At 44.6% G+C, this 17,219-nt stretch carries 17 protein-coding genes and 1 riboswitch; all 17 genes read right to left on the bottom strand.

The genetic code is table 11. The features are described 5' to 3' along the window. Positions 1-230: 230 nt before the first annotated feature. Positions 231-545, bottom strand: coding sequence for a type II toxin-antitoxin system RelE/ParE family toxin (locus ABE613_RS03140; RefSeq protein WP_347375664.1), 315 nt, complete (start codon positions 543-545; stop codon positions 231-233). Continuing rightward, positions 535-828, bottom strand: a complete 294-nt coding sequence (locus ABE613_RS03135; RefSeq protein ID WP_347375663.1) for a type II toxin-antitoxin system RelB/DinJ family antitoxin — start codon at positions 826-828, stop codon at positions 535-537. The genes ABE613_RS03140 and ABE613_RS03135 overlap by 11 nt, the downstream gene beginning before the upstream one ends. 227 nt (positions 829-1,055) lie before the next feature. Next, positions 1,056-2,987: a lysine--tRNA ligase gene (gene lysS / locus ABE613_RS03130; RefSeq protein WP_347375662.1), complete on the bottom strand. Its 1,932-nt coding sequence runs from the start codon at positions 2,985-2,987 to the stop codon at positions 1,056-1,058. A 74-nt stretch (positions 2,988-3,061) separates the two neighbouring features. Further along, positions 3,062-3,544: a transcription elongation factor GreA gene (gene greA / locus ABE613_RS03125; protein ID WP_235233683.1), complete on the bottom strand. Its 483-nt coding sequence runs from the start codon at positions 3,542-3,544 to the stop codon at positions 3,062-3,064. Between the two features lie 243 nt (positions 3,545-3,787). Continuing rightward, a complete protein-coding gene (gene dusB / locus ABE613_RS03120; protein ID WP_347375661.1) occupies positions 3,788-4,744 on the bottom strand; it encodes a tRNA dihydrouridine synthase DusB in 957 nt (318 codons plus the stop codon). A gap of 72 nt (positions 4,745-4,816) precedes the next feature. Next, positions 4,817-5,587 carry a type III pantothenate kinase gene (locus ABE613_RS03115; protein WP_235233685.1) on the bottom strand — a complete coding sequence of 257 codons (771 nt, stop codon included), beginning with the start codon at positions 5,585-5,587 and terminating at the stop codon, positions 4,817-4,819. Between the two features lie 82 nt (positions 5,588-5,669). Continuing rightward, positions 5,670-5,999 (bottom strand): DUF6145 family protein, encoded by a 330-nt coding sequence (locus ABE613_RS03110; protein WP_235232426.1) that lies wholly within the window; start codon positions 5,997-5,999, stop codon positions 5,670-5,672. Further along, positions 5,992-6,972, bottom strand: a complete 981-nt coding sequence (locus ABE613_RS03105; protein ID WP_235232427.1) for a biotin--[acetyl-CoA-carboxylase] ligase — start codon at positions 6,970-6,972, stop codon at positions 5,992-5,994. The genes ABE613_RS03110 and ABE613_RS03105 overlap by 8 nt, the downstream gene beginning before the upstream one ends. Continuing rightward, on the bottom strand, positions 6,973-9,066 hold the full coding sequence (gene argF / locus ABE613_RS03100) for an ornithine carbamoyltransferase (RefSeq protein ID WP_235232510.1): 2,094 nt from the start codon (positions 9,064-9,066) through the stop codon (positions 6,973-6,975). It abuts the gene before it with no gap. 22 nt (positions 9,067-9,088) lie between these two features. Beyond that, complete coding sequence (locus tag ABE613_RS03095; protein ID WP_235232428.1) at positions 9,089-10,018, bottom strand: SPFH domain-containing protein; 930 nt, start codon at positions 10,016-10,018, stop codon at positions 9,089-9,091. Next, on the bottom strand, positions 10,015-10,455 hold the full coding sequence (locus tag ABE613_RS03090; RefSeq protein WP_235232429.1) for an NfeD family protein: 441 nt from the start codon (positions 10,453-10,455) through the stop codon (positions 10,015-10,017). The genes ABE613_RS03095 and ABE613_RS03090 overlap by 4 nt, the downstream gene beginning before the upstream one ends. A gap of 77 nt (positions 10,456-10,532) precedes the next feature. Continuing rightward, on the bottom strand, positions 10,533-11,330 hold the full coding sequence (locus ABE613_RS03085) for a TrmH family RNA methyltransferase (protein WP_235232430.1): 798 nt from the start codon (positions 11,328-11,330) through the stop codon (positions 10,533-10,535). Positions 11,331-11,353: 23 nt separating this feature from the next. Then, positions 11,354-11,995, bottom strand: a complete 642-nt coding sequence (locus tag ABE613_RS03080; protein WP_235232431.1) for a potassium channel family protein — start codon at positions 11,993-11,995, stop codon at positions 11,354-11,356. Positions 11,996-12,029: 34 nt separating this feature from the next. Next, a complete protein-coding gene (locus tag ABE613_RS03075) occupies positions 12,030-13,409 on the bottom strand; it encodes a TrkH family potassium uptake protein (RefSeq protein WP_347375660.1) in 1,380 nt (459 codons plus the stop codon). A gap of 137 nt (positions 13,410-13,546) precedes the next feature. Next, positions 13,547-14,236 carry a response regulator transcription factor gene (locus tag ABE613_RS03070; protein WP_235232433.1) on the bottom strand — a complete coding sequence of 230 codons (690 nt, stop codon included), beginning with the start codon at positions 14,234-14,236 and terminating at the stop codon, positions 13,547-13,549. Continuing rightward, a complete protein-coding gene (locus tag ABE613_RS03065; RefSeq protein WP_235232434.1) occupies positions 14,229-15,725 on the bottom strand; it encodes a HAMP domain-containing sensor histidine kinase in 1,497 nt (498 codons plus the stop codon). The genes ABE613_RS03070 and ABE613_RS03065 overlap by 8 nt, the downstream gene beginning before the upstream one ends. A 77-nt stretch (positions 15,726-15,802) precedes the next feature. Beyond that, a complete protein-coding gene (metK, locus tag ABE613_RS03060; RefSeq protein ID WP_235232435.1) occupies positions 15,803-16,990 on the bottom strand; it encodes a methionine adenosyltransferase in 1,188 nt (395 codons plus the stop codon). Between the two features lie 117 nt (positions 16,991-17,107). Then, positions 17,108-17,207, bottom strand: a riboswitch (SAM riboswitch). Between the last annotated feature and the right edge of the window lie 12 nt (positions 17,208-17,219).

Raw genomic sequence — 17,219 nt, 5'->3', positions numbered from 1 at the left:
CTGCAAGTACATTATACAGAGAAATAACAGTAGCAATCAATATGGCAAATATGTGTGCAGGAGTAACTTCGACCTATATGGAATTTACTCTTACATTCTGGAATTTAAAAATGCATTTTAGTACTGAGTATATTATACCACAATGCCCGCCGAATTTCAAGAACATATGTTCTTTCTTTGCAATTCATCCCAACCACCTAAGAGGATGGGGGAATTCTTGCTAAATATTGTTAAATCATTTTATTTTCATAATCCTGTAATTCATGAAAAATATTATCTACAAACACAATATCCTCAGCAATTCGATACAGCATAAAATACCTATGTGAGAGAAAATTTATCCTTCGATATCCCAGCTCTTTTAATCGAGGATTATCACATGTCTTCAAACTTCCTGCAACACTTTTGAGACTCCGAATAGTAGCCTCAAAATCATCCAGAACATTTTTCGCCGCTTGATCACTTTTTTTAACCATAAGCAAATATCTGATGTATTGATTTAGATCTTCTTCGGCATCTGCTGTTATTACTACTTTATATTCCATACTTTTCCCTCATATCAGCAATAACCACATCCGCAGATCTATAGTTACCCTTTGATGCAGATACTCTTGATTTCTCCAGTTTCTCCAACATCATTTCTTCAGACATGGTAGCATACGGATTATGCTCCACCCGTTTTATTTCAAATGGAAAACCATTATTTGCAACAGCCTGTGTCAAAAACATCCGGATTGCAGAAGTAGTATCTGTGCCAAGATCTTTAAACAACTGATCTGACTTTCTCTTTAACTCATCATCAACACGTACTTGTATTGTACTAGCCATTCATTATTCCCCCATTTCTTTTTTATCATTATAATGCATAATCATTTCTAGTTCAATTCATTTGTATTGATTTTGCAACCATTTTTGCTCTATCCCCTTGGCCAATGCGCTGAGCAACGCTGCCATCTCCAACCAAATATACACAAAAAAGCCATGAGGCAAAGTTTTTACAAACTCTGTTTCACGGCTTTTTCTTCTCTATTTATTCAATTAAAACAAATTTTTTCCTAGTAAAGCTTTGCTCCTGCCGGAATCTTGTTATCTACCATAAGCAGATTCAATCCTTCTTTTCCGTTTTCTTCGTGTACTGCTGAAATCAGCATACCGCAAGAATCGATGCCCATCATCTTTCTCGGTGGCAGGTTTACGATAGCGATACATGTCTCTCCTACCAGTTCTTCCGGCTCGTAATACTCATGAATTCCGCTTAAGATTGTGCGATCTTCACCTGTTCCATCATCCAAAGTAAACTGCAGAAGTTTCTTGCTCTTCGGAACTGCCACACAGTCTTTTACTTTTACGGCACGGAAATCAGATTTGCTAAATGTATCAAAGTCAACAGCTTCCTCAAACAGTGGCTCGATGGTTACGTTGGAGAAATCAATGACTTCTGCAGTCTTTGTCTCTTCCTTTTTACTTTCTGCTACAACCACTTTTTTAGTCTCAGCTCCACCGATGGTTTTCATTGTCGGGAACAACAATACATCTCTGATTGCCTCTGCCCCTGTCAGCAGCATACACATTCTGTCGATTCCGAATCCGATTCCACCTGTCGGCGGCATACCGATCTCCAGTGCATTCAGGAAATCTTCGTCGGTGGTGTTGGCTTCATCGTTACCCTGAGCGAGCTGTTCTTCCTGATCTTTGAAACGTTCTCTCTGATCGATCGGGTCATTTAACTCGGAGTATGCATTTGCCATTTCCCATCCGTTCATGAAGAATTCGAAACGTTCTACATAGTTCGGATCTTCCGGTTTCTTCTTGGTCAGCGGAGAGATCTCGATCGGGTGATCCATAACGAATGTCGGCTGGATCAGGTGTTCTTCTGCGAATTCTTCGAAGAAGAGGCTTAAGATATCGCCCTTTTTATGTCTTTCTTCGTATTCTACATGATGCTCGTCTGCGAGTGCTCTTGCCTGCTCCAATGTCTCTACTTCGTTCCAGTCAACGCCTGCATATTTCTTAACTGCATCAACCATGGTAATTCTTTCGAATGGCTGTCCGAGGTCGATCTCGATGCCTTTATATACGATCTTGGTAGTGCCAAGAACTTCCTGTGCTACATGGCGGTACAGGTTCTCGGTCAGATCCATCATTCCGTTGTAATCCGTATATGCCTGATATAATTCCATCAGTGTGAATTCCGGGTTGTGTCTGGTATCCAGGCCTTCGTTACGGAATACTCTTCCGATCTCGTAGACTCTCTCAAGTCCGCCGACGATCAGACGCTTCAGGTATAATTCAAGGGAAATACGCAGCTTGAAGTCTTCACTTAATGCATTAAAATGTGTCTCGAACGGTCTTGCAGCTGCTCCTCCGGCATTGCTTACCAGCATTGGAGTCTCTACTTCCAGGAATCCCTGTCCGTCCAGATATCTTCTGATGGAGCTTACAATCTTGGAACGTTTGATAAATGTATCGCGGACTTCCGGATTCATGATCAGATCTACATATCTCTGGCGGTAACGGATATCTGTGTTGGTCAATCCGTGGAACTTCTCCGGAAGGATCTGAAGACTCTTGGATAAAAGTTTTACAGCAGATGCGTGGATAGAGATCTCTCCTGTCTTGGTCTTGAAGACTTCTCCTTCCAGACCTACGATATCGCCGATATCCATCTTCTTGAAGTCTTTGTATTCTTCTTCTCCGATACTGTCTCTTGCTACATAAGACTGGATATTACCACTCTGGTCAAGGATATTACAGAAAGAGGCCTTTCCCATAACACGTTTCTGCATGATACGTCCTGCCAGGGATACATGCTTTCCTTCCATTTCCTCGAAATTTTCCTTGATGTCCATTGCATGGCAGGTTACATCGTATTTGGTAATTACAAATGGATCCTTTCCATTTGCCTGAAGATCTGCCAGTTTCTCACGGCGAACCTTTCTTAATTGATTGATATCTGGTTCCTGTACTTTTTTCTGCTGATCAGCCACGTTTTCCTCTCCTTCCTTATTTTAAAATTCAGACTCCCCGGCATGAGGAGTCTGAAACGATCCATCTCAGTGAACTATAATGAACGGCTAATGTGTAATACTTCGTACTCCATTACACCTGCCTGGGTCTCAACTTCTACGGTATCTCCTACTTTACATCCGATCAGTGCCTGGCCTACCGGTGATTCATTGGAGATCTTTCCCTCCAGACTGTTTGCCTCTGTAGAACCTACCAGTTTGAATTCCATTTCCTCATCAAATGTCTTATCGAATACTTTTACAGTACATCCAACGTTAATTTTATCAAAGTCTACTTCATCTTCTACTACGACTTCAGCATTCTTAAGGATTCCTTCCAGTTCTTCGATTCGTGCTTCTATATCACGCTGCTCATCCTTTGCTGCATCGTACTCTGCATTCTCAGATAAGTCGCCCTGTTCTCTGGCCTCTTTGATCTTGCCGGCAACCTCTTTACGCTTTACGACTTTCAGATTCTCCAGTTCATCTTCCAGCGCTTTTAAACCAGCATAAGTAAGTAATCTTTTCTTTGCTTCCATTGTGTTTCATTTCCTTTCTTTCTTAATACTTTTGTCCCGGTAATTTATTGCTAAAAGTTGTTCTTAACTTTATCGTTCGCGTCTGACATCCATGCTGTTCTTTTGTAATATAAAGAGACTTTCACAATTCCATTATTATACATAAACGACCCGTCAATGTCAACATATTTTATCGTAGGTTTATAAATGGATTCTGGCATTGATTAAGTATATGTTAAAGGATGTTTTTTTATTAGCAAATATCTATTTTATTCTTTCGTTTAAAAGCGATTCGAGCTCTGTGTAGGATTCTACTTTGTTGATATCATCCCGCAGTTTGGCAGAACCTTCCATCCCTTTGGTATACCAGGCAACGTGCTTTCGCATTTCCCGGATACCCAGGTATTCTCCCTTGAATTCCAACTGAAGTCTTGCATGCCTTAACATGGTCTCTTTGATCTGTTCTTTGGAAGGTCTTGGCGGAAGCTTCCCAGTTCTGTCATATTCCAGAAATTCGTGAAAGATCCACGGATTGCCCTGGGCGCCTCTTCCGATCATCACGCCGTCACATCCGGTTCTTTCGCGCATCTCCAGCGCCTTTTCCCCAGAGGTCACATCTCCATTTCCGATGACAGGAATCGAGACCGCTTCCTTGACCTGGCGGATGATCTCCCAGTCCGCCTTGCCGGAATAATATTGCTCTCTGGTTCTTCCGTGGACAGCCACTGCTGCCCCTCCGGCTTCCTCGATGATCTTCGCGATCTCCACCGCATTAATACAAGTGTCATCAAAACCCTTGCGAATCTTTACGGTGACCGGCTTCTGAATTGCCCTCGCCGTCTGATATACAATCTCATATACCAGTTTCGGGTTTTTCATAAGGGCCGAGCCCTCCCCATTCTTGACCACTTTCGGAACCGGGCAGCCCATGTTGATATCGAGGATCTGGAACGGAAGCTCCTCAATCCGCTTCGCCTGCTCGCTGATAATCTTCGGGTCAGAGCCGAATAACTGCAGCGACACCGGATACTCCTTGGGATGAATCGCAAGCAAAGCCTTCGTATTCTTATTCTTATACTGCAGTGCCTTGGCACTGATCATCTCCATACACAAAAGTCCCGCTCCCTGCTCCTTACAAAGCAGCCGGAACGGTAAGTCAGTCACCCCCGCCATCGGAGCAAGGATGTACGGATTGTCAATTTTTACGTTTCTAATGTTCATTTGGGTACACCACATTTTACAATTGGGGACGTAGTACTTTTCAATTTTACTACGTCCCCTTTTTACTCTTTTTTACTTTTTATTCTTCTCATATATGATTCTTAAGCCTTTTAATGTGAGCTGTGAATCGTAGATATCGATGATATCTGTCTCGGCTGCGATCATCTTGCCGAGGCCTCCGCTTGCGATGACTTTGGCATCGAGGTAGCCGGATTCTTCTTTGATCTTTCTGACGATGTATTCGGTCTGTCCGATCTGGCCGAAGACGATACCGGCCTGCATGCTGGATATGGTCTCTTTGGCGATGATGGAATCTGGTTTTTTGATTTCGATTGCCGGGAGCATGGCTGCCTGTCCGGTCAGTGCCTGGGCGGAGATGCGGATACCTGGCGCAATCACGGCGCCTTCGAAGGTTCCATTTGGTCCGACGATGTCGTAGGTTGTTGCGGTTCCGAAGTCGATGACGATGACAGGGCCGCCGTGCAGGGTATATGCTGCCACTGCATCGACGATGCGGTCTGCACCGATCTGTTTCGGGTTCTCGGTAACGATTCGGATACCGGTCTTGATGCCGGCGGACACAACCATTGGCTTGATGCCGAAGTATTTGATCATTGCACTTCCGAGGGAGTGCATGATATCCGGCACTACAGATGCCACAATAGCGGCATTGATCTCTGAACTTTTAATTCCCTGCCGTTCAATCAGTTCTTTTAATGTGATTCCGTATTCATCGGAAGTTCTTGGGAGCTTAGTCATCATCCGAAAGGTTCCCAGCAGATTTTCTCCATCGAATACTCCCAATGTAATGTTGGTATTCCCTACATCTATTACTAACAGCATGTTCTTTTTCCTCCTGCATCTATTACTAACAGCATGTTCTTTTTCTTTCTAAACTGCTGCAAACAGCATGTTCTCTTTCCTCCTACACTTCTTCGCCTAAAAAGAATACTTTATAGTACATCTGCAGAGCTTCCAGCAAGTCTTTCTTCTCTCTCTGTAGCTGCTTGATCTTGAGCTGGCTTCCGATATCGTCGAACATTGGATCGCCTTCTTCAGACGTTACTTCGAAGCACAGTTCTCCGTTTTCTTCATAGACCAGTGTCAGGATTCCGCCCACATCGTGGACGTAGAGAACGCACATAATCTTTAATTCATCTTTGACTGTATCCGGCAGTTGATCAAAATCCGGATTCAAATAATATTTTTCTTCATACGAATTGGCGCCGCAGAGCACCACTTTTTCATCATACATATCCATATACTCCTCTGACAGACACTTCTCCGGCATAGATGACTTTTTCCTGCCCGTCGGGTAATCTTACGAGCAGTTCTCCTGTCTCGTTGATGCCCAACGCGTGGGCCTCGTATTCATTACCAGGCTCCAGTACTTTTACATCCTGATCTTTGTTCACAAGCAGGGAATTGTACTGTTCTTTTACTCCTGACAGATCTTCTGTCTGGAGAAATGTCTCATAGCATTTTTCAAATTGTTCCATTATGGCGGCAATCAGTTCGGAGCGTTTCACATTCCGTCCCAATTCAAGCTTCAGTGAAGTCGCTGTATTCTGGATGTCTTGCGGAAATGTCTCCTGATTCACGTTGATTCCGTCTCCGATGACCACGTGGTTGATGTAATCGATCTCCGTGCTCATCTCCGTCAGGATTCCGCAGATCTTCTTGCCATTTCTCACAATATCATTGGGCCACTTAATACCTGTATCCAGACCCGTTACCTGACGGATTCCTTCTGCCACCGCAATGGCCATCAGAAGTGTAAGCTGTGGGGCTTTCATCGGGGATATCCTTGGATACAGTAATATCGTCATATAGATGCTGCTTCCAGCCGGTGATTCCCAGGCTCTTCCCCGGCGGCCTTTCCCAGCGATCTGTCGGTCGGCCACAAAAAGCGTACCGTGTTCTGCCCCCTTTTCGCCGGCATCCTTGGCCCGATTGTTGGTCGAATCCGTCTCGTCATAATAGACGGTATGTCTTCCGGCCCATTCTGTCTTCATCAGACTGTCGATCTCAGCCTGTGACATGACATCCGGACTGTCGATCAGACGGTACCCTTTATTACGCACCGCTTCGATCTGATAGCCTTCTTTTTTCAACTGTTCCATCACCTTCCACACAGCTGTACGTGATACGTGGAAATCATCACATAACTGCTGGCCGGATATATAGTTGTCACTTTCTTTCAGTAAGCGTAAGATCTCCGCTTTCATCTATCTCTCTCCTAATGTTGCTGTCATGACTGCTTTGATGGTATGCATACGGTTCTCCGCTTCATCAAATACCTTGGATTGTTCGGATTCAAATACTTCGTCCGTAACTTCCATATCATCGATGCCGAAGCGGTCATGAATTTCCTTTCCAATCTTGGTCTTCAGATCATGGAACGCTGGCAGACAGTGCAGGAAGATTGCTTTTTCTCCGGCATTTTTCATAACTTCTGCAGTCACCTTATACGGAGTCAGCTCTCGGATTCGTTCTTCCCATACTTCATCCGGCTCACCCATAGATACCCATACGTCTGTATAGATTACATCCGCATCTTTTGTACCGGCTTCAACGTCTTCAGTAAGGGTGATAGTAGCTCCACTCTCTTTCGCATATCCTTTACAAGTCTCTACCAATTCTTCATTTGGGAAATAATTCTTTGTGGTACATGCAACAAAATGCATTCCCATCTTGGCACATGCAATCATCAGGGAATTACCCATGTTATATCTTGCATCGCCCATGTATACCAGCTTGATTCCTTCCAGATGTCCAAAATGTTCACGGATGGTCAGAAGGTCTGCCAGCATCTGTGTCGGGTGGTATTCATTGGTCAGTCCATTCCATACCGGAACGCCTGCATATTTGGCAAGTTCTTCAACGATTTCCTGCCCAAATCCACGATACTCTATTCCGTCATACATTCTTCCCAATACACGTGCTGTATCCTCAATGCTTTCCTTTTTGCCGATCTGTGATCCGCTCGGGTCAAGATAAGTAGTTCCCATTCCCATGTCGTGAGCTGCTACTTCGAAAGAGCAACGGGTTCTGGTGCTGGTCTTCTCAAAGATCAATGCCACATTCATGCCTCTGTATTTATCAACGGGGATTCCATTCTTCTTCTTTTCCTTCAAATCTGCTGCCAGATCAAGCAAATATGTAATCTCTTCCGGAGTATAGTCCTTTAATGTCAAAAAATTTCTTCCTTTTAAGTTCATCTTCATTTCCTTTCTCAGCTGCGTTAGTACATGTACGAACCTTGGAAGGTTCAACTGGTCGTTTCGTGTTTCATATTTCTTATATACAATATCATATAATTCGTCTACTGTGTATATCTGATATTTCGGAATCCGTAATAATTTCGCCGCTGCCTCCAACATTCCCATGAATAATTCCTGATCCGAGAATCCAAGCGGCAGCTTGAGCACAAATGCAATCTCCGCCTTTTCAATCTCCCGAATCTCTTTCATGAGTTCTTCATAATACGCCTCGTCATGGGTCTGCTTCAGATAATATATGAATCCCTCCAGGCCATACACCATCCGCTTCGCATCGTAATAGCCAATCATCAGATTCTGTCGACTCCGTTTTCCCGAGAATTCTATAATACTTCCCAATTTTACACGTGGTGCGATCTCATATTTTACGCCATCATCCGGCATCCTGACCCGCGGTTCACGGCCCGGTCCATAGATACGCACTTCGATGATATCTTTATACCCCCGCTTCACCAGCGAACCGAGCGGCACATTATTGACGACTCCGCCGTCGATATACTTTTTCCCGTGGATTCGTTCGTTCTTAAACCCGATGAGATAAGCACTTGCTAACAAGAAATCTTCCAGCATGCCTTCCGGGATCTCTTCCATCTCCAGATCCAGTTCGCGAAATTCTGACAATGAAAATGTCAGCAGGCAGAATTCCTTGCCGCTTCTGCGGATGGCTTCTTCATCGATCGTCTCGTGAATCAGCTGCCGCAGAGGAGTAATGTCCACACCTCCGTCTTTCAACAACGTCTTCACCTCATTTAAGAATTCGCGAAGTGACATCTCCTTTTGAAACAAGCGTTCCATCCAATCGTCATCAATATCCATGACTGTAGAAAATGTCATCTGCTTCCATATATCTTCTGCTTTCTCAACGTCTCCCATGCAAACGAGGGCGCCATTTAATGCGCCCACGGATGTTCCTGCCACTGCATTGATCTTAACACCTGCTTCTGTGAGAGCTTTCCACGCGCCAATCTGATACGCACCTCTCGCACCGCCGCCGTCAAATACAAGGCCATATTCTTTTGATGTGTCAATGATGGGTCTCAGAATCCATCACATCCTTTCCTATCTACTCGTCTTTTGCTCCGACTTCTGCCAGAGACTTTACAAGACCTGCAATTCCCTGAATCTCAGATGGAATGATGATCTTGGTTGCTTTTCCATCTGCCGCCTTCTCAAATGCTTCCAGGCTCTTCATCGTAAGGACTGCCTCATCGGCTCCGGCATCTTTCAGGAAACGAATTCCATCTGCATTGGCCTGCTGTACCTTCAGAATAGCCTCAGCCTCGCCTTCTGCCTGGCGGATCATAGCTTCCTTCTGAGCCTCCGCACGCAGGATTGCAGCCTGCTTCTCAGCCTCTGCATCCAGGATCGCGGATTCCTTATGTCCTTCTGCCACCAGAATCGTAGATTTCTTCTCGCCTTCTGCACGCAGGATTGCTTCACGACGTTCACGCTCTGCCTTCATCTGCTTCTCCATCGCATCTTGAATGGCTGCAGGTGGAATGATATTTTTCAGTTCGACACGATTTACCTTAATTCCCCATGGATCCGTTGCCACATCAAGGGATGCTCGCATCTTAGTATTGATCGTCTCCCTGGAAGTCAGCGTCTGATCCAGCTCCAGATCACCGATAATATTACGGAGCGTGGTTGCTGTCAGATTCTCAATCGCCATGATCGGATTGGCAACTCCATAACAGAACATCTTTGGATCCGTAATCTGGTAAAATACGACTGTATCGATCCGCATGGTAACGTTATCCTTGGTGATCACCGGCTGCGGTGCAAAGTCAACGACCTGCTCTTTCAGATCTACCTTTCGTGCCACCCGGTCAATGATCGGTACTTTAAAATGAAGTCCGGTACCCCAGGTTGCCTGATAAGCTCCCAGTCTCTCCACAACCAGCGCCTGTGCCTGTCTGACGATCTTGACACAGGATATCAACAGTATTACTACAATAACCAATAAAATAATTCCTAAAATTTTCCCTATCATTTTTTCTCCTCTCTGGCTCTTACAATTAATTTTACGCCTTGAATCCCATCTACAACAACAACTGTATTTTTAGCAATCTTGCCGTCTGGCTCATCGGTCTTGGCAGACCATTCCTGACCTCGAATCTCTACCCGCCCGACGGCCTGCATCGTATCAATGTCTTCCAATACCAATGCCTGCTGCCCAATCAGGCTCTCTGCATTTGTCTTCTGCCTTTCCTGATTAAAATACTTTACCGCGATTGGTCTCGTCATCACCAACAGTACAATAGACACTGCGAGAAATACAACAATCTGAACTGTGGTTCCGAATCCCATCAGACCTGCACAGAATGCGATCAACGCACCTCCGGCAAACCAGATCGTAGTCAATCCCATCGTAACGATTTCAATAATCAGCAGAACAACAAATATCGCCAGCCAATAAATTGTCTGCATGAACTTTCGCCTCTTTTCTTAAATGATAGTATTCCTTGCCTTATATATTACTATACTTTTCCCCTAAGCGCAATTCTCTATCCCTCATGTCGGCGTCTCTGACGTCCCGCTTCAAACATCAGGACGGATGCCGCGATTGCAGCGTTCAACGATTCTACCTGACCTTCCATAGGTATCTTAATATAAATATCTGCCAATTCTGCAGTCTCCTGTGACAGACCATTTCCTTCATTCCCAATCAAAAATGCACATGGTCTTCCATAATCTTCTTCGTCATAATCATGTCTCCCATCCAGATGTGCCGCATAGACACCGATGCCTGCTTCTTTCAGACTCCCGATCGCCGCCTTCAGGTCTTCCACATAGCAGAACGGCATACGGTAAATGGAACCCATGGTCGAGCGTATGGTCTTGGGATTATAGATGTCCACGCATTCCCGGTCCATCACAATTCCCGTCACGCCAGCTCCCTCTGCCGTTCGAAGGATGGTGCCAAGATTCCCCGGATCCTGAAGGTGTTCCAATACCATGATCATCGGACATTGACCGGTGATTACTTTTTCCAGTGGATATTCCATTTGCCGGACCACACAGAGAACTCCCTGCGGAGTCTTCGTATCGGATGCATAAGCATATACCGTATCCGACAATTCTTCCGGACGGATTCCTGTACCTTGCAGCACCGCTTCTACCGTATCTTTTTCCTTCTTATAAAAGGATTCTGACACGTAGACTTCTTCCAGCTGATCTGTCGGCACTTCACGGAACATACGGATTCCTTCTACCAGAAATACCCGTTCTTCATCTCTTGCTTTCTTTTTCTTCTTCAGATTCACCAGACGCTTGACTCTGGCATTTGAAGTACTTGTAATCATATGATTTCCTCCACTCTTTCGTGTCAGATATTTTCCAGATCCTTATTCGCACCCACTAATATCATGACCATTCCATCTTCCAGCGCTTTCTCGGGATTCGGATTCACTTCTACGTCTTCTCCCACCTTAATTCCAACTACATTGATTCCATACTTTCGTCTGACATCCAGATCCTGCAGAGACTTTCCGATCCAGCCACGTGGAATCACCGTCTCTACCAGGCTATAATCTGGTGACAGCGCAATCCAGTCAGCAAAATTTGCAGACATTAGATTCTTCGCAAGGCGGACTCCCATTTCCTTTTCCGGAAATATAATCGCATCTGCACCGATTTTCTTTAAAACAGTCGCATGAAGATCATTTTTCGCTTTGGAAATAACGTATGGCACGCCTATTTCTTTACAGACTAGTGTTGCCATAATACTGGCTTCCATGTTATCCGCAACTGCGACTACTACTCCATCCAGATTCTTCGTGCCCAGCGACCGGACAACATCTGGATCTCCAAAATCCGCTTTCATCGCGTAGGATACAGAATTGGAAATATCTTCTATCCTCTCCATATCGTCATCCACTACGATGACTTCACATCCAAGTCCCTGCAGCGCAATCGCCACGCTCTCACCAAAGCTTCCCAGGCCAAATACTGCGTATTGTTTCTTCATTTTTCTACCCCCATTTATGAGTCTGTTTCCGACATTATCCTACCATAATCCGCTCTGGTGGAAGTTCCCGAATTCTGTCCCGCGGATTCGGTTTCCCAGCAAAGAGCAGCGCCAGTGTCATCGGTCCCAACCTTCCTATATACATCATCATCATAATTACAACCTGGCTTGCCCGTGACAGATGCGGTGTCAGATCAGCCGTCAATCCTACCGTTCCGATTGCAGATGCCGTCTCATACATGATATTTAAAAATGGCACTTCATCCGGTTCTATAATCGTAATCACGGTCGTACCTGTAAGAAATACCGTAAATGCAAGCATTACAATCGTAAATCCCATCCGGAAATTCTCTTTTGAAATCTTACGACCAAAGCACTCGGTATCATTTCCCCCACGAATCAATGTAATACAGGAAAGCACCAACATCGTAATCGTCGTAGTCTTCACACCGCCCGCAGTTCCCATCGGCGACCCTCCGATGAACATCAAGATAATACTGATGAATCTCGTCTCTTCGTGTAATTTAGCCTGTGGTATCGTAAAGAATCCAGCAGTCCTCGTCGTTACCGACTGAAACAGCGATGCCATCACCTTCTGCCCCAGCCTCAGATTGCCAAGAGTCTCCGGATTATGATATTCCAATGCAAATGTAAGTACCGCTCCAATTCCCAGCAAGACCAATGTCGTCACAATTGCAAGCTTCGAGTGAAGCTTAAGTCTTGTAAACCACCATTTTCTTGGAACTTCACGACGATAGATTTTCCGTCCGTTATCAATCACATCATACCAGACAATGAATCCAATACCGCCCAGGACAATCAATGACATTGTCGTAATATTCATCAATGGATTCGTCACATATCCTGCAAGACTAGAATCCCCCAGAATGTCAATACCCGCATTACAAAATGCAGAGACAGAATGAAAAATTGCATAGCCGATTCCCTTGATCAGATGATACTCCGGGACAAACTGAAATGCATACAACACCGCGCCGACACCTTCCACAAAAAAAGTACCGATCAATATCTTCTTCACCATTCCAACGATGCCGCCAAGTGATGTCATATTATAAGTTTCCTGCAGCACAACCCGCTCTTTCACGGTAATCCTTCTCTTCAAAATCAGAAAAAAAGCAGTCGCACAGGCAATCACCCCAAGTCCGCCGATCTGAATCAATACCAGAAGAATTACCTTCCCAAACACAGTAAACTGCGTTGCCGGAGTCACCGTCACAAGCCCCGTCACACAGACGGCTGTTGTAGCCGAAAATAATGCATCCATAAAAGATATCGGCTCCTGATTACTGACAGGCAGCCACAAAAGAAATGCACCGATCAATATCACAAGAAGAAATCCTGCAACCAGAATTCCCATGGTATTCCATCGGATGCTTCGCTTTTTCTGCTTCATGAATCTATCCTCTTTTTTCTTTCTAATGTACCTATGATATCACAATTATATTTATTCTGGGGGATACTGTCAAATGAATTAGGGACAGGGAGAATTTAGTTTGGGACGGGGGAAATCTCAATTTCCCCCGTCCCAAACTATACCTTGAAGCGATATCCCACGCCCCAGATGGTCTCAATATACTGTGGATTGGATGTGTCCATCTCTACTTTTTCGCGAATCTTCTTGATATGCACGGTCACGGTCGCGATGTCTCCGATGGATTCCATATCCCATATCTCACGGAACAATTCTTCTTTTGTGTATACATGATTCGGATGGCTGGCCAGGAATGTCAGAAGATCGAATTCTTTTGTGGTAAATGTCTTCTCTTCTCCGTTGATCCAGACTCTTCTTGCTGTTGTATCAATCTTAAGTCCTCGAATCTCAATCACTTTATTAGCTTCTTTGGCGCTTCCTGTCAGTCGGTCATATCTGGCAAGATGGGCTTTGACTCGCGCTACCAGCTCGCTTGGGCTGAATGGCTTTGTCATATAATCATCGGCTCCCAGGCCAAGGCCACGGATCTTGTCAATATCGTCTTTTTTGGCAGATACCATTATAATGGGTGTATTTTTCAGATCTCTGATCTGTCGGCAGATATCGAAGCCATCAATTCCCGGAAGCATCAGGTCTAAAATAAACATGTCATAATCTTCACTCAATGCTTTTTTTAACCCCGTCTCACCATCATTGGCTACTTCTACCTGAAATCCACTCAGCTCCAGATAGTCTCGTTCCAGTTCTGCAATCGCCTCTTCATCTTCTACGATTAATATTTTACTCATATATCGGTACCTCCTGATATTTTCTAAGGACAAAATACATCGTTGTTCCAGTCTCTTCTCTGCTCGTCGCCCATATCTTGCCGCCATGTTCTTCTATAATCTTCTTTACAATAGAAAGCCCTATTCCGCTTCCACCCTTGGAAGAATTGCGTGAAGCATCTGTACGGTAGAACCGGTCAAAGATATTGGGCAGATCTTTTGCCGCAATTCCCTTACCGTTATCTTCGATCTCAACCTGTACAAAATCTCCCACGTCTTTGACTCGAAGATTAATCTTCGCCTTCGGCTTATCCATATATTTTAACGAATTATTTACAATATTATGCACGACCCGCTTGATCTGTTCCGCATCCGCAATGACCTTGACTCCCGGTTCTACATAATTGAAATAACCAAATTCCACATTCCTGGATTCTAATTCCAGTGAAAGGTCTTCCGCACAATCTTCAAAATATGCATCAACCGAAAGAGTATTAAAATTATACGGGATTCGGTTGGTATCAATCTTTGTATAGAATGTCAGCTCATTGATTAACGTATCCATCTCACTGGCTTTATTGTAAATGGTTCGGATATAGCGCTCCATTTTCTCCGGTGTGTCCGCAACTCCGTCCATAATCCCTTCTGCATATCCCTTGATTGCCGTCACTGGCGTCTTCAGGTCATGGGAAATGTTGCTGATCAGTTCCTTATTATCTTTGTCAAATCTCACTTTCTCTTCGGCGGTATCCCGAAGCTTCTTTCGCATTTCTTCCAGATCCTGACAAAGATCACCCAGCTCATCATCAGCCTCCGGTTTCAGTTCAAAATCAAGATTCCCCTCTTTGATATTCTTTGCCGCAACCTGCATCTTCCCTAAGGGCTGCATCACTGCGCGATAAATCCAGATAATCAAGACCGCCGCTGTCAGAACCAGCGTAATAATCACGATCAAGATCACTTCCAGGAAAAAGTGCTCTACCTCCGGAATCATATTTCCCATATCGGTGACGATAAATGCACTGCCTTCTTTTTCATCTGAATACATAAAATCTACTTGCTTTACCAATGCATGGGCATCTCCGCCCAAGTATAGGCCATTTTCCGACTCCGTATCTGCCTCTCCATAATCAGGAAGTTCTGAGATCACCGGCTCAGCCTCTTCCATATCTGTTCCTACGTAAATGATTGTATTTTCCTTGCGAACCAGAAGATAAGCTTTTTTCTTCTCCAACTTCTGATTAAATTCTTCCAGACATGTGGCATCCTCCATATTCTCTGGGTTCTTCGATGCCATCTCTTTCAATTCATGCCAGGACTTTTCGGTTAGTCTGGCTAGCACTTGTGCTGAGTTCGACAGGCTTGCAACCGTTGTCCCAGATATCTCATACGTCTTTTCTATCGCGCTGATCTGATAATGCCCTAACAGACACACCATAGAAACCGTCAAAAAAATCGGTATTAAAATCACTGTTAAAAAAGCGATGATCAATCTTGTCTTTAGCTTCATACACATGACCTCCAAGGAAAGTATAGCATGAAAAAGGGCGCTTCACATCAAAGCGCCCATAAACTTTTATTAAATTTTTATAAATACTTTTTCAATTCTTCTACCTTGTCAAGTTTCTCCCATGGAAGATCAATATCTGTACGTCCAAAATGTCCATAAGCCGCTGTCTGCTTATAGATTGGTCTTCTCAGATCCAACATCTTGATAATTCCAGCCGGACGAAGATCGAAGTTCTCGCGGATCATTTCTACCATCTTCTCTTCGCTGATCTTTCCAGTGCCAAATGTATCTACCATGATAGAGGTCGGATGTGCAACACCAATTGCATATGAAAGCTGAATCTCACATTTCTTTGCAAGACCTGCTGCCACGATGTTCTTCGCAACATAACGTGCTGCATATGCTGCAGAACGGTCTACTTTGGTGCAGTCCTTACCGGAAAATGCCCCGCCGCCATGACGTGCCATACCGCCATAGGTATCTACGATAATCTTACGGCCGGTAAGACCGCTGTCTCCGTGCGGTCCACCGATAACGAAACGGCCAGTCGGGTTGATGAAAAACTTCGTATTCTCATCCGTCATTCCTTCTGGAATTACTGCATCAAAAACATATTTCTTAATATCTTCATGAATCTGCTCCTGTGTCACATCCGGGTCATGCTGAGTAGACAGAACCACTGCATCCAGACGAGTTGGAATTCCGTCTTCATCATATTCTACCGTCACCTGTGTCTTGCCATCCGGTCTCAGATACGGAAGTGTACCGTTCTTTCTTACTTCTGTAAGTCTTCGTGACAACTTGTGTGCCAGCGCAATTGGATACGGCATAAGTTCCGGCGTCTCATCAGAAGCATAACCAAACATCATTCCCTGATCTCCAGCTCCAATGGCATCCAGTTCCTCTTCTGACATCTTATTTTCCTTCGCTTCCAAAGCCTTATCAACGCCCATTGCAATATCGGATGACTGCTCATCAATCGCTGTAATTACGCCACAAGTGTCCGCATCAAATCCGAATTTACCTCTGGTGTACCCAATCTCTCTTACCGTATCTCTGACAATCTTCTGAATGTCTACATATGCTTTCGTTGTAATCTCACCCATGACAAGGACCAGGCCTGTAGTGGTGCTCGTCTCACAAGCCACACGACTCATCGGATCCTGCTCCATCAGCGCGTCCAGAATCGCATCAGATATCTGGTCACACATCTTATCCGGATGACCTTCCGTTACAGATTCGGATGTAAATAAATGTTTTTCCATCTTTTTCTCTCCTTTTCTACCAAAGGGATAACTCCCTTTCGCGCACTTTCTCTTTTTGCCTTTACGAAAAAAAGCAGCCCGCTTAAGCGGACTGTTTTATATTCTCATAAACCAATCCTCTTATTGTTCGATTACTCGCTCAGGTTGGCACCTTCCATACACTTGGGGTTGCCGCAGCTTCACAGATCCTTTGTATCTCCACTGCTCTGAATAAGAGAAAGTTTGCATT

Source organism: Dorea chungnamensis, assembly GCF_039832125.1.
GTDB lineage: Bacteria > Bacillota > Clostridia > Lachnospirales > Lachnospiraceae > JAFBIX01.
This window is presented reverse-complemented; position numbering and strand designations above follow the sequence as displayed.